At 69.4% G+C, this 12,671-nt stretch carries 12 protein-coding genes and 1 tRNA gene; 4 read left to right on the plus strand and 9 right to left on the minus strand.

The window, feature by feature from the left end:
• From QFZ53_RS17950 to QFZ53_RS17970, 5 genes are all read right to left on the minus strand, one after another.
• On the minus strand, positions 1-999 hold the full coding sequence (locus QFZ53_RS17950; RefSeq protein ID WP_307298672.1) for an ABC transporter substrate-binding protein: 999 nt from the start codon (positions 997-999) through the stop codon (positions 1-3).
• Between the two features lie 64 nt (positions 1,000-1,063).
• A complete protein-coding gene (locus tag QFZ53_RS17955; RefSeq protein WP_045256264.1) occupies positions 1,064-1,855 on the minus strand; it encodes an amino acid ABC transporter ATP-binding protein in 792 nt (263 codons plus the stop codon).
• The gene (locus QFZ53_RS17960) at positions 1,852-2,904 is read right to left on the minus strand and encodes an amino acid ABC transporter permease (protein WP_292908668.1); all 1,053 of its coding nucleotides are present in this window, start codon (positions 2,902-2,904) and stop codon (positions 1,852-1,854) included. The genes QFZ53_RS17955 and QFZ53_RS17960 overlap by 4 nt, the downstream gene beginning before the upstream one ends.
• Before the next feature lie 154 nt (positions 2,905-3,058).
• Entirely contained in the window at positions 3,059-4,369 is a 1,311-nt protein-coding gene (locus tag QFZ53_RS17965) for a M20/M25/M40 family metallo-hydrolase (RefSeq protein WP_307298675.1), read from the minus strand.
• Between the two features lie 8 nt (positions 4,370-4,377).
• The gene (locus QFZ53_RS17970) at positions 4,378-4,731 is read right to left on the minus strand and encodes a carboxymuconolactone decarboxylase family protein (protein ID WP_045256266.1); all 354 of its coding nucleotides are present in this window, start codon (positions 4,729-4,731) and stop codon (positions 4,378-4,380) included.
• Positions 4,732-4,929: 198 nt separating this feature from the next.
• On the opposite strand from QFZ53_RS17970, the gene QFZ53_RS17975 reads away from it, so the two are divergent.
• Together QFZ53_RS17975 and QFZ53_RS17980 are read left to right on the plus strand one after the other, a co-directional pair.
• Complete coding sequence (locus QFZ53_RS17975; RefSeq protein WP_307298677.1) at positions 4,930-5,757, plus strand: nitroreductase family protein; 828 nt, start codon at positions 4,930-4,932, stop codon at positions 5,755-5,757.
• A complete protein-coding gene (locus QFZ53_RS17980) occupies positions 5,754-7,268 on the plus strand; it encodes a protein adenylyltransferase SelO (protein ID WP_307298679.1) in 1,515 nt (504 codons plus the stop codon). Before QFZ53_RS17975 ends, QFZ53_RS17980 begins: the two co-directional genes overlap by 4 nt.
• A 21-nt stretch (positions 7,269-7,289) precedes the next feature.
• On the opposite strand, the gene QFZ53_RS17985 is transcribed toward QFZ53_RS17980, so the two are convergent.
• The gene (locus QFZ53_RS17985; protein WP_307298681.1) at positions 7,290-8,357 is read right to left on the minus strand and encodes a PQQ-dependent sugar dehydrogenase; all 1,068 of its coding nucleotides are present in this window, start codon (positions 8,355-8,357) and stop codon (positions 7,290-7,292) included.
• Positions 8,358-8,460: 103 nt separating this feature from the next.
• Here QFZ53_RS17985 and QFZ53_RS17990 point away from each other — a divergent pair, with 103 nt between their 5' ends.
• Together QFZ53_RS17990 and QFZ53_RS17995 are read left to right on the plus strand one after the other, a co-directional pair.
• Positions 8,461-8,922, plus strand: a complete 462-nt coding sequence (locus QFZ53_RS17990; RefSeq protein ID WP_307298683.1) for a GNAT family N-acetyltransferase — start codon at positions 8,461-8,463, stop codon at positions 8,920-8,922.
• A 29-nt stretch (positions 8,923-8,951) separates the two neighbouring features.
• On the plus strand, positions 8,952-11,024 hold the full coding sequence (locus QFZ53_RS17995) for a bifunctional lysylphosphatidylglycerol flippase/synthetase MprF (RefSeq protein WP_292908678.1): 2,073 nt from the start codon (positions 8,952-8,954) through the stop codon (positions 11,022-11,024).
• 5 nt (positions 11,025-11,029) lie between these two features.
• On the opposite strand, the gene arfB is transcribed toward QFZ53_RS17995, so the two are convergent.
• The 3 genes from arfB to QFZ53_RS18010 all read right to left on the minus strand — a co-directional run bounded on the left by arfB (position 11,030) and on the right by QFZ53_RS18010 (position 12,661).
• Complete coding sequence (gene arfB, locus QFZ53_RS18000) at positions 11,030-11,470, minus strand: alternative ribosome rescue aminoacyl-tRNA hydrolase ArfB (RefSeq protein ID WP_307298686.1); 441 nt, start codon at positions 11,468-11,470, stop codon at positions 11,030-11,032.
• Between the two features lie 39 nt (positions 11,471-11,509).
• A tRNA-Met gene (locus tag QFZ53_RS18005) sits at positions 11,510-11,585 on the minus strand.
• An 89-nt stretch (positions 11,586-11,674) separates the two neighbouring features.
• Positions 11,675-12,661 (minus strand): helix-turn-helix transcriptional regulator, encoded by a 987-nt coding sequence (locus tag QFZ53_RS18010; protein ID WP_307298688.1) that lies wholly within the window; start codon positions 12,659-12,661, stop codon positions 11,675-11,677.
• Between the last annotated feature and the right edge of the window lie 10 nt (positions 12,662-12,671).

A 12,671-nucleotide genomic window follows, 5' to 3' on the forward strand; every position in this document is an offset into this window, starting at 1 on the left:
TCAGGACTTGGGCAGCCCCTGCGGGTTGACCTCGGACTTCTCGATCCCCTCGGAGTCGAGGCCCCAGGCATCGAGGAGCTCGGAGTACGTGCCGTCGGCGATGAGCTGGTTGAGGACGATGCTGACCGGCTCGATCAGCCCGTTGCCCTTCGCCGTGCCTGCGGCGATGCTGGCCGCGAGCGGCCAGCCACCGGGGACGATGCCGACGAGTTTGGTGTCACCGGTCTCGCGCGCCGCCCACGCGGAGGTGGCGTTCGGGCCGAAGGTGACGTCGACGCGACCTGACTGCAGGGCGAGGACCGATGCCGCGTAGTCGTCGTAGTACTGCAGCTCGGCGGGCGCCTTGCCATCGGCCTCGAGCTCTTCGTTCCACTTCAGCAGCACCTGCTCCTGGTTGGTGCCGGAGCCCACGACGATCTTGAGGCCCGAGATGTCGGCGGCCCCCTCGATCTTCTCGATGTCGCTGTCGGCCTTCACGTAGAAGCCGAGCAGGTCCTGCCGATAGCTCGCGAAGTCGAAGAGCTCCTTGCGCTCCTCGGTGACCGTCACATTCGAGGTGATCAGGTCGTACTTGCCGGATTGGATGCCGAGGGGCCAGTCGGCCCAGGCCACGACGACCGGGTTGTACTCCAGGCCGAGTCCTTCTGCGATCAGGCTGCCGATGTTCGGCTCGGTGCCGGCGGGCAGCGTCTCGCCTTCCGGCACGTACGCGAGCGGCGGCACGTAGGCGGCGACCGCCACGGTGAGCTTGCCCGGCTCGATCGGCTCGAAGCCGCTCTTCTTGAGCGCCTCGACGGCTTCCGGGACGACGTCTCCCTCGATCCATTCGATGTCGTCCGCCGAGACGTTGGCCGATGTCGCCGCAGGTGTCGGCGTCGCGTTGTCGGCGACCGCCTCGGCCGGACGGTTGAGGGTGACGGCGGCCACGACGCCGACGATCGCGATGACCGCTGCCGCGGCCACTCCGATCGCGACGCCCTGCTTCTTGCTGAGTGCCATGTGAATCTCCTTGGTGAGTGGTGCTGCGGCGCCTGCTGTCAGGCGCCGCGTCGGGTCGTGCGGGTCAGCCCAGAACCTTGGCCAGGAACTCCTGGGTACGCGGATGCTGGGGAGCGGTGAGGACCTCGGCGGGCGGGCCCTGTTCGACGATCACGCCGCCGTCGAGGAACACCACGCGATCGGCCACCTCACGGGCGAAGCCGATCTCGTGGGTGACGATGATGAGCGTCGTGCCCAGCTGGGCGAGATCGCGGATGACGTCGAGCACCTCTCCGACGAGCTCGGGGTCGAGTGCGCTCGTCGGCTCGTCGAACAGCAGCACCTTCGGCTTGAGCGCGAGGGCCCTGGCGATCGCGACGCGCTGCTGCTGGCCGCCGGAGAGCTGACGCGGATAGGCGTCCGCCTTGTCGGCGAGTCCGACCCGGTCGAGCAGGCCGAGAGCCAGCTCACGGGCGTCGTCCTTTGTCAGCCGCTTGAGGGCGATCGGCGCCTCGGTGACGTTCTCGAGCGCCGTGAGGTGCGGGAACAGGTTGAAGTTCTGGAACACGATGCCGACCTGCGTGCGCCGCCGGAGGATCTCGCGCTCGTGCAGTTCGTGCAGCTTCTCGCCGCGGAGCTCGTAGCCGATCAGCTCGCCGTCGACCGTGACCGATCCCCGGTCGACGCTCTCCAGGTGGTTGATGGTGCGCAGCAGCGTCGACTTGCCGGAGCCGCTCGGTCCGAGCAGGGCGATCACCTCGCCGGGCCTCACGGTGAGATCGATGCCGGACAGCACCTCGACCCCGCCGTAGCTCTTGTGGACGTTGTGGATCTCGACGAGTCCGCGGGTGGCGGTCTCTGCGACGACGGTGGTCATCGGACTTCCTTTCCTGCAGAGGCGACGACGGGCGCGGCATCCGCTCCCCCTGCTGACGGCGGGGCGTCTCCCAGCCGCGCCCACTGCACACGGATCCAGTGCCGAGCCTGCTGGAGCGGGGTCGGCGGCAGTGCACGCACGGAGCCGCGGGCGAAGTGCCGCTCGATGTAGAACTGCGCGACGCTGAGGATGGTCGTGATGATCGTGTACCAGACCACCGCGACGAGCAGCAGCGGGATGACCCGGCTGTTGCGGTTGTAGATGACCTGCACGGCGTAGAACAGCTCGGGGATCGCGATCACGAACACGACCGATGCCCCCTTGACCAGGCCGATCACCTCGTTGGTCGCGTTCGGGATGATCGAGCGCATCGCCTGCGGGAGGATGATGCGGAACAGCCGCCGGGCCGCCGGGATGCCGAGGGCCGCCGCGGCCTCCTGCTGGCCGTGGTCCACCGAGATCAGCCCTCCGCGGATGATCTCGGCCGAGTACGCGGCCTGATGCAGGCCGAGCCCGAGGATCGCCGCCGCGAAGGCGCTGATGAGCTGCACAGTCGGGAACTCGACGATCCAGAAGTCGGTCGTGAAGGGCGTGCCGAGTCCGAGCGTCGGGTACAGGTAGCCGAGGTTGTACCAGACGATGATCTGCACGACCAGCGGCACCGAGCGGAAGAACCAGATGTATCCCCACGCGGCCGAGCTCAGCAGGGCCGACTTCGACAGCCGCCCGAGCGCGATGATCGTGCCGAGCACGAAGCCGACCACCGCCGAGACCGCCGTGATCGACAGCGTGTAGCCGATGCCGATCAGCACAGGGCCGGAGAAGAAGTACTCGGCGAACGTGCCCCACATGTAACGGTCGTTCGTGACGAGGCTCCAGGCGAACTGGGCGACGGCGAAGACGATCACCGCGGCGATCGTCCACCGCCACCAGTGGCGGGTGTGCACCACGGTCACGGCGCCGAGATCGACCTTCGTGCGGTTCTCGACGGGACGGTCGATCTCGGGATCGACCGGGGCGCCGACGGGCGGAGCGGCGGTGTCAGTCATGATGATCCTCGTGTTCCCCGCAGCGCCCGGTGCGCCGCGTGAAGCCAAGCTAGGGTCATCCGCGCCGCCCGTCCCAGCCGCGATTCACACGTCGCAACCGGCCGACGCACGCCGTAACCGAGAGGCTCGCCCCGTAACACGACGAGGCGAGCGGTCAGGCGTTCCGGAGGATCTGGTCGGTCACCCTGACCGAGAAGTACAGGGCGTCGACGGGGATGCGCTCGTCGGCGGCGTGGAACTCGCCGAACACGTCGAAGTCATCGGGCACGCGCAGGGGCACGAACCCGTAGCCGCGGATGCCGAGCTGAGCGAGGTGCTTGTTGTCGGTGCTCGCGGGCAGCAGATACGGAACGACGAGACCGCCGGGATCCTCCGCCGTGATCGCGTCCTGGAGGACATCGAGCAACGGTGCGTCCAGGGGCGATTCGATCGCGGGAACCGGACGCCCCCAGGCGATCTCGACGTCGTCGCCGACGATCCCCGCCAGCTCCTCGTGGAGCGCGGCATCGGCCCCCGGGAGCACCCGGATATCGAGGCGCGCGATCGCCTCGGCGGGGATCACGTTGGTCTTGCCGCCCGCGGCGAGCACGGTGGGTGAGACCGTGTTGCGCGCCGAGGCGCCGACCAGAGACGCGACGAAACCGAGGGTCTCGAGCTCGGCGTCGAGGTCGGCTGCGGAGAAGCGGATGCCGCGGTGTCGCCCGAACACGTCGAGGAAGCGGTTCAGGGCGGGAGTGCGCACGACGGGGAACTCGTGCTCCCCCACCGCCGTCACCGCACGAGCGAGGCGCACGACGGCGTTGTCGGGGGTCGGCCGCGAGCCGTGCGCGGCATGACCCCGAGCCGTGATCGTGGCCCAGGTCACGCCCTTCTCCGCCGTCGCGACGAGGTAGGCACGGCGGTCGTCGGCGAGCGGAACCGAGAAGCCGCCGACCTCGCTGATGGCCTCGGTCGCACCGGCGAACAGCTCGGGACGGTTGCGGACGATCCAGCGCGCGCCCCACACTCCCCCGGCTTCCTCGTCGGCGAAGAACGCGAAGATGAGGTCCCGTCGGGGCACGATGCCCTGTCTCCGGTACTCGCGGGCGATCGCGAGGATCGTGCCCGCATAGTTCTTCATGTCGACCGCGCCCCGCCCGTACAGGACGCCGTCGTGGATCTCGGCGCCGAACGGCGGGTGGGTCCAGTCGGCCTCCGCCACAGGCACGACATCGAGATGCGCGTGCACGACCAGGGCACCGGCATCCGGATCCGACCCTGCCAGCCGTGCGACCACGCTCGCCCGGCCTGCCTGCGGCTCGACGAGTTCGACGCGGTAGCCGACCTCCTCCAGCATCTCCTTCACGAACAGCGCAGCGCGGGTCTCGCCGTCGCCGATCGTGGCGGCCTCGCCCGTGTTCACACTGTCGATGCGGATGAGCGCTCGGATGAAGTCGAGGGCCTCGTCTTCGAGAGGAGTGGTCATCTCGGGACTCAGTGCTGGTGCTCTGCGCGCGCGTCGCCCGCGAGCTTGAAGGCGAGCCGGCCGTGCGCGTAGCCGCCTCCCGCTCGGATCGCCGTGGCCACCCAGGCCGCCTCGGCGAGCTCGGCTTCCGTGGCTCCTGCTCGCACGGCGTTCTGAGAGTGACCGTCGATGCAGTACACGCACTGGGTCGTGATCCCGACGGCCAGCGCGATCAGCTCACGGTACTTCAGCGGGATCTCCCGGCCCTCCGTGGCGAACACGGCCTGATCGAAGGCGGCGAACGCGGCGAGGATGTCGGGCGTCTCGTTCTTGTAGACGCGGGTGAAGGTCTTGTCTGCGGCGCGATCGAAGTAGTCGGACACGTGCTCTCCTCAGGATTTCTGGCCGCGCGGGCGCCCGGCGCTCCCTCACGGTAACCGCGGCGAGGAGAGCGGATGACACGCGATGACGCGGATCGTCATCCCGCGTCTCGGAGCGTCTTCGACGATCGTTCATTGCGTCGCATGTCGCCAGGTTGCACGACGGCCCACCGTGCCACCCCCAGGGGCGAGACTCGTCGCATGGCAGATGTGATCGGCACGGGGACCCTGCTGCGCGACCGCTACGGCGTCGACGCGGATGACGAAGCGCTGCACCTCGACGACTCCGGCACGATCCGGGGTCTACTGGCCCACCATTCGGTGCGCGCGTTCGAGCGGCGTCTCGTGTCACCGGCGATCGTCGACACTCTGATCGCGGCGTCGCAGTCGGCGTCGACCTCGTCGAACCTGCAGTCGTGGAGCGTGGTGGTCGTCCGCGACGAGGCCCAAAAGAGCGCGGTGGCCGCGCTGGCCGGCGATCAGCAGTTCATCCGTGAGGCGCCGCTCTTCCTCGTGTTCGTCGCCGACTGGGCCCGGGGAGCGGCGATCTCGCGCAGCCGCGGCGAGGCGTCCGAGGGCATCGACTACTTCGACAGCACACTCGTCGCGACCATCGACGCCGCGATCGCGGCGCAGAACGCGGTCGTGGCCGCCGAGTCGCTCGGTCTCGGCGCCGTCTTCGTCGGCGCGGTGCGCAACCGCCCCGACGAGCTCTCCGCGCTGCTGGAGCTGCCGGACGCGTCCTACCCGGTCGTCGGCGTCGCGGTCGGCTGGCCTGATCCTGCGAACCCGGCGCGGGTCAAGCCCCGCCTCCCGCAGTCGGTGGTCCGCCACGACGAGCGGTACTCCCCGGCATCCGTCGACGACCTCGCCGACTACGACGACGCCCTTCGGGTCTTCAACGAGTCGCAGGGGCGGACAGGGAGCTGGCTCGATGCGGTGGTCGCCCGCGTGCGCAGTCGATCAGCGCTGCACGGGCGTGAACGGCTGCGCAGCATCCTGTCTTCCCGCGGACTGCCCTCGGCATGAGCGGCGGGGCCGCGGTGACGGAGTGGATCGCCCGGAGCCCTGCGCTCGAAGGGCAGTCTCCGCCGCTGCTCGAGCGAGTGTGGGCGAGCACGCTGCCCGAGCTCTCACGGCCGGTCGCGTCGGCGCACACCCCGCGACCGCGGCTGTTGACCCTGAACGAGGAGATCGCGCGTGAGCTGGGTCTCGCTGCGGAGTACCTGCGATCGGATGCAGGCATGCGCTTCCTCACCGGCGAGGCGTACGATCCGGGATCGACGCCGGTCGCGCAGGTGTACGCGGGGCACCAGTGGGGTGTGTACAAGCCGATCCTCGGCGACGGCCGCGCCGCGCTCCTCGGCGAGCGTCGCGACCGCCAGGGGCGTCTGCGCGACGTGCATCTGAAAGGCATCGGCCCCACGTCGATGTCGCGGGTGGACGGCTTCGCCACTGTGGCGCCGATGCTCCGCGAGTATCTGATGGGCGAGGCGATGCACGCTCTCCGGGTCCCCACGACCCGCGCGCTGGCCGTGGTCGCGACCGGCGCGCCACGCGAGCTCGACGGGGTCGTGGCGCCGGGAGCGGTCCTCGCACGCACAGCGGCGAGCCACATCCGCTTCGGCTCCTTCGAGTACGCCCGCGCGCACGACGACCCCACGCTGCTGCGCCGCCTCGCCGATCACACGATCACCCGCCACCACCCGCACGCGGCGTCCGCCGAGCATCCGCATCGGTCTCTCCTCGACGGCATCGTCGAGGCCGTGGCTGCTCTGACGGCCGACTGGATGAGCCTCGGGTTCGTGCACGGCGTGCTCAGCACCGACAACGTGCTCGTCTCGGCGGAGACCATCGACTACGGCCCTTGCGCGTTCCTCGACGAATACGAACCGGGGGCGCACTTCAGCTCGATCGACCGGTTCGGCCGATATGCGTACGATCAGCAACCCGCCATCATGCGTTGGAACCTCGAGCGATTGGGCGACGCGTTCGCGCCGCTGCTCGCCGATGATGCGGATGCCGGCGAGCGGATCGCTCAGGAGATCGTCGCGTCGTTCGACGCGCGCTACCGCGTTCATCGTGGGCGGGCGTTCCACGCGAAGCTCGGTCTCGATCACCGGGTCTCCCCCGCTGTCGCGTCGGATCTCGCGGACGACGCGCTCGCGCTGCTCGCCGAGCATGCCGTCGACTTCACCGGGTTCTGGCGCGACCTGGCGGCCGCCGCGGACGGCGACGAAAGGCCGCTGCGCTCCCGCTTCCTCGGCCCCGTCGCAGAGCTCGACGGATGGCTGATCCGCTGGTCGTCCCTCGATCCCGATGCCGACCTCATCCGGGCGGCCAACCCCGTCTACGTTCCCCGCAACCACATCGTCGAGGAAACCCTCGAGGCCGCCACCGCAGGCGACCTCGAGCCCTTCGAGCAGCTGCTCGATACGCTCCGCGATCCGTACACCGAACGGACCGGCGGCGAGTACCGGCGCTTCGCCCTGCCCGCCCCTGAGGGAGCCGCGCGCCACATCACCTATTGCGGGACGTGATCGACGACCGGATGCGCCGCCTCAGTCCATCGGGATGAGGATGATCCGATCGTCGCCATCGCCCGGATCTCCGCGGCCATCCGTGTTGTTCGTCAGCATCCAGACCGCGCCCTCCGCGACCAAGACGTCTCGCAGCCGCCCGAATCGGCCGAAGTAGTCCTCGGTGCTCGACGCGAGATCGTCGAGCGGCACGCGACGCAGCCGCTCTCCGCGGAGGTTCGCGATCAGGATGTCCGAACCGGTCACCGCGATTCCGCTCGGGCTCGCCTCAGAGGGTCGCCACTGCTGCACGGGATCGATGAAGTCGCCATCGCCGGCGGTCCCTTCGACCTCCGGCCAGCCGTAGTTGCCGCCCGGTTCGATGACGTTGAGCTCGTCCCAGGTGTCCTGCCCGAACTCGCTCGCGTACATCATGCCTTCGGCATCCCACCCGATGCCCTGCGGGTTGCGATGGCCGTAGCTGTACACCGGCGAATCCGGGAAGGGATTGTCTGCCGGGATGCCTCCCTCGGCGGTGAGACGCAGGATCTTGCCCGACAGCGCCTCGACGTCCTGCGCGCTGTCGCGCTCACCTGCGTCGCCCGTCGTGATGTACAGCATCCCGTCAGGTCCGAATGCGATGCGCCCGCCGTTGTGGTTCGACGCGGACGGGATGCCGTCGATCACGCTGGTGGGCTCCCCCAGCGAGAGCTCGCCGGGCTCACCGAGAATCGTCCTGCGCTCCACGCGGTTCTCGTCCACGCCCGTGACGTAGGTGAAGAGCTCGTCATCGCGCACGGCCAGACCGAGCAGCCCTCCCTCGCCGCCGGGCGCGACGCCGTCGATCACTCCGACCTCGTGCCGCTCACCGTTCTCATCGAACTCGAGCACTCGGGCGCTGTCGCGTTCGCTGACGAGCAGAGCGTCGCCGTAGAACACCATCGACCAGGGGGTGTCCAGCCCGTCGGCGAACGTCACGGGAGCGGGTGCGGACGCCGAGACGACCGGGGCCTGCGGCGTACAGGACGTGAGCAGCAGTGCGGATGCCGCGGCGAGCGCCCCCGTGATGATCGATCGTCCCCGCGTCCGTCTCCCGCTGGTTCTTGTCATACCCCCATCCAACGCGTGCGGTCGGCGTGACGGAAGAGCCTTCGCGGCCTCTCGACGTAACCTGGCATCGACACCCGAGGACTCACGGCACGAGGAGGACACGTTGACCGCCATCACTATCCGGCCGATCTCACCGTCCGACGCGGGCGAGGTGCTGACGCTCCAGCGCGCCGCCTTCGTCTCGGAGGCGCAGATCTATGCAGATCCCGACCAGCCGCCGCTCACGCAGTCACTGCCCGAGCTGGAGGCAGAGTTGCGCACCGCGAAGGGCGTCGTCGCCGTGCTCGACGGAAGGATCGTCGGCGCGCTGCGCGCCCGTGAAGGCGACGGTCTGCTGCAGATCGGCAGGATCGCGGTCGCCCCCGACGTCCAGGGCGAGGGAATCGGAAGGCGGCTGCTCGACGCGATCGAGGACGACACCGACTGCGAAGAGGCCGAGCTGTTCACCGGCAGCCTGAGCGAGGCGAACATCGCGCTGTACGAATCGTGCGGATACCGCGAGACGGAACGCATCGACCAGGGCGACGGCACGGCGCAGGTCTTCATGCGCAAGCGGCTGCGCTGAGCGGCATCCGCCATCGCTACGCTGGGCGCATGATCGAGGAGCGCTCCCCCGCGACGGGAATCCTCGCCGTGCTGCGACGGATACCGGCCACGCTGTGCATGGTCGCCGTGATACTGGCGGTGGGCGTCGTCTCTCGCGGACTCTGGGCTCCGTTCGAAGACGCCGACCTGTTCGAAACCATCGCCTACGGTCTCCCCGCGTTCAGCGAGGGCAGATGGTGGACGCCCCTGACCGGCACGTTCTTCGTGAACCAGCCCTGGGTCTACGTGTTCACGATCTCCGGTTTCTGGGGCATGGCCTATCTCGAGTTCCGTCGGGGAGCAAGAGCGGCGCTCGCCTACTACTGGGTCGGACAGCTCTTCGCGATCCTCGCGACCGCCGCGCTGCTCCTGATGCTCTCGCAGTTCGAATGGGAGTGGGCGCAGACCCAGGCCGCCGCTCTCGATGTGGGGGCGTCCGGCGGCACGATGGCGTGCATCGCCGCCGCAGTCGGCCTGTTCCGCCCGCCATGGCGCGTGCGCGGCTGGCTCGTGCTGCTCGGCTTCGTGTTCATCGCGATGCTGTTCTGGGGTGCGATCGCCGATCTCGAGCATCTGCTCGCCGTGCTGCTCATCCTCGCCGTCGATCGGACGCTGCGTGTGCGCCGCACGACCGTGCGCGAGCAACGGCTCATCGCGGTGATCGCGGTGCTCGTCCTGGGTGCGATCGAGATCATCACGATCCTGGTGCCCACCGACGGCCCTTTCGGCCCGACTTCTCCCGCCTCCGGCGGCTTCATCGACCTGGCGATCGATGTCGTCGTGATCGCCGTCCTCGTGAGCGGACTCCGCAGAGGTCGCCGCTGGTCATGGGTCCTCGTCATCCTCCTCGGACTGTTCAACATCCTGGTGGCCGCGCTGGTGCTGACCTTGATCACCCTGACCAGCCAGACCCAGGTGGATCTGCGCTGGGACGGCGAGACCGAGCTCGCTCTCGCGAACGGATTCCTCTGGCTCGTCCTGCTCGTCTACCTCGTCTGGGTGCGGCGCGCGTTCCGGGCGAGGCGCCGGTCAGGGATCGGCATGTCACCGGCCCCGACCGTCGAGGACCTCACGGCCGAGCTGCGCGCGCACGGCGGCGGAACGCTGTCGTGGATGGCGACCTGGGAGGGCAACAGCTACGCCCGTACCAGCGGAGGGATCGTCGCATATCACCGTCGGAACGGCGTCGCGCTCGCGCTCGCCGATCCCGTCGGACCTGCCGAGACTCGGGCCGCGGCGGTGCAGGAGTTCGTGCACGCAGCCGAGCAGGCGGGCCTCATCCCCTGCTTCTTCAGCGCCGACGATGCGACGCGTGCGGCTGTGCCGTCGGGCTGGCGCAGTCTCGTGGTGGCGGACGACACGATCGTGGATCTGCCGGGTCTGACCTTCACCGGCAAGCGCTGGAACTCCGTGCGGACCTCGTTGAACAAGGCCGGTCGTGAGGACATGACCTTCCGCCTCACCCACCTCAAGGCCGAATCGTGGGGCGTGCAGCAGCAGCTGCGCGCGATCTCGGAGGCCTGGGTCGGCGACAAGGACCTCCCCGAGATGCGCTTCACGCTCGGCACGCTCGAGGAGGCGGAGGCGCCGGAAGTGCGTCTGGCGTTGGCCGTCGCACCGAACGGCGACGTCGACGGATTCCTGTCGTGGCTGCCGATCTACGGCGAGCACGGCGTCGTGCGCGGCTGGACGCTCGACCTCATGCGGCGCAGGGACGGCGGATTCGGTCCCGTCATGGAGTACCTCATCGCCTCATCGGCGCAGCAGTTCTCCGACGAGGGGTGCGAGATCATGTCGCTCTCCGGCGCTCCGCTCGCCCACGACTATCCCCCGGACGCCGGAATGATCGCGGCACTGAGCGAGCGGCTCGCCGAGGCTCTGGAGCCGGTATACGGCTTCGGCTCGCTGCACCGCTTCAAGCAGAAGTTCCACCCGCGCTACGAGACCATGTACCTGCTGTTCCGCGACGAGAGCGATCTCGCCGCGATCGGCGGGGCGTTGACCAGGGCCTTCCTGCCCGACGCGACGCTGCGGCAGTTCGCAGGTGCAGGCCTGGAGCTGGTGCGCGGGACGCGCGACTGAGCGGTTCAGATGTCGCGAGGCCGGCGGCGCATCTGCTTGACATCGGTGCGACGCTGCTTCGCCTTGAGCCGTCGCTCCTTCGACCCGCGGCTCGGCTTCGTGGGTCGACGCGGGGGCGCCGGCGGCCGGAGAGCCTCGGCGATCAGCGCGGCGAGACGCTCTCGCGCAGCGTCGCGGTTGCGCAGCTGCGCCCGGTGCTCGGATGCCGCGATCGTCAGCACGCCGTCGACCAGCCGCCCGCCGAGACGCTCGAACAGTCGCTGCCGCTGCGCCGGAGACAGTGCCGATGAGGACGCGGCGTCCCAGACGAGCTCGACACGCGAGTCCGCCGTGTTGACGCCCTGCCCGCCGGGCCCGGACGACCGCGAGAACCGCCACGACAGCTCGGACTCGGGGATCACGACCCCGACCGAGACCCGTAGTCCTGGGCGGTGAGAAGCAGGCATGGGTCCATCATCCCCGACAGGAGGTGCGCATGGATCGTGTGGACGCGACGGCGGGAGTCGAACCCGCAACGCCTTCAGTTATGAGCCGAGGCCCGGGACCGCCCGGATCGCCGCGATGATGACCCCGACGCTACCGCGCGGATCGGGCTCTGGCCAGGAGCGTTGCCTGGGATAACGCTATGAGTCCGGCGATGACCGCGACCGTCACCCGACGACATCCGGCGCCGGAGCGTCGAGGGCGCGCAGCATCCTCTCCACCGCCTCGCGGAGTTCTGCACGCCACGGCTCGGGGAATGTCGTGGTGTACTCGACGCCCTCGGGTATCCACAGCAGCGCGTACATGGCGTCGCGCCAGTCGGACCCGCCGAAGGGCCAGCGGGTGCGCTGTGCGTCCTCTGCCGTCGCGCCCTGCGACCAGACTCCGAAGCGCTCCTGCATCTCGTCCAGGGGCAGGTCCATCACGGCATCCGCCTCGACCTTCTGCGGCGACCAGGAGGAGGCGACAAACACCCGCTCCTCGATCTCCTCGGGGGTGATCGGCCTCCTCGCGAACAGCACGCGCGTGTGCTCCACCGTCTCGATGCGATCGACGCGGAAGGTGCGCCAGTCGTCTCGATCGAGATCCCAGCAGAGCAGGAACCACTTTCGTCCGGCGGGAGCCAGCGCGTGCGGCTCGACCCGGCGGATGCTCTCGACTCCGACCCCGTCGACGTACCGCAGCCGCAGACGCTCCGTGTCGCGGGTGGCGAGCGCGATCTCGCCCAGGACCTCGGGCGAGACGACCGGGGCGTCGCCGATGCGCGGAGGCTGCACGGACTCCGCGAGCGCGTTCACCCTCCGACGCAGCGCCGAGGGCAGCACCTGCTCGAGTTTGGCGAGGGCGGTGAGCGTGACCTCGGCTCCCCCGACGAGCTGCTGGGTCGCGGCCACGCGCAGCCCGATCGCCATCGTCACGGCCTCGTCGTCGGTGAGCAGCAGCGGAGGGACCGCGCTGCCCGCCTCGAGCCGGTACCCGCCGGCCGCACCGGGCGTGGACTCGACACGGTATCCGAGGTCGCGCAGCCTGTCGACGTCGCGCCGCACGGTGCGCTCGGTGACACGGAGCCTGCTCGCAAGCTCCGTGCCGGGCCAGTGCCGGTGCGTCTGCAGCAGATTGAGCAGGGCGAGTGCGCGGGACGTGGTGTCGGACATGTCTCAAGAG

This window comes from Microbacterium natoriense (genome assembly GCF_030816295.1).
GTDB classification, from domain to species: Bacteria; Actinomycetota; Actinomycetes; order Actinomycetales; family Microbacteriaceae; genus Microbacterium; species Microbacterium natoriense_A.

Coding starts and splice junctions, on each gene's coding strand:
- QFZ53_RS17950 (WP_307298672.1), bottom strand. CDS start 999: ATGGCACTCAGCAAGAAGCAGGGCGTCGCGATCGGAGTGGCCGCGGCA.
- QFZ53_RS17955 (WP_045256264.1), bottom strand. CDS start 1,855: ATGACCACCGTCGTCGCAGAGACCGCCACCCGCGGACTCGTCGAGATC.
- QFZ53_RS17960 (WP_292908668.1), bottom strand. CDS start 2,904: ATGACTGACACCGCCGCTCCGCCCGTCGGCGCCCCGGTCGATCCCGAG.
- QFZ53_RS17965 (WP_307298675.1), bottom strand. CDS start 4,369: ATGACCACTCCTCTCGAAGACGAGGCCCTCGACTTCATCCGAGCGCTC.
- QFZ53_RS17975 (WP_307298677.1), top strand. CDS start 4,930: ATGGCAGATGTGATCGGCACGGGGACCCTGCTGCGCGACCGCTACGGC.
- QFZ53_RS17980 (WP_307298679.1), top strand. CDS start 5,754: ATGAGCGGCGGGGCCGCGGTGACGGAGTGGATCGCCCGGAGCCCTGCG.
- QFZ53_RS17985 (WP_307298681.1), bottom strand. CDS start 8,357: ATGACAAGAACCAGCGGGAGACGGACGCGGGGACGATCGATCATCACG.
- QFZ53_RS17995 (WP_292908678.1), top strand. CDS start 8,952: ATGATCGAGGAGCGCTCCCCCGCGACGGGAATCCTCGCCGTGCTGCGA.
- arfB (WP_307298686.1), bottom strand. CDS start 11,470: ATGCCTGCTTCTCACCGCCCAGGACTACGGGTCTCGGTCGGGGTCGTG.
- QFZ53_RS18010 (WP_307298688.1), bottom strand. CDS start 12,661: ATGTCCGACACCACGTCCCGCGCACTCGCCCTGCTCAATCTGCTGCAG.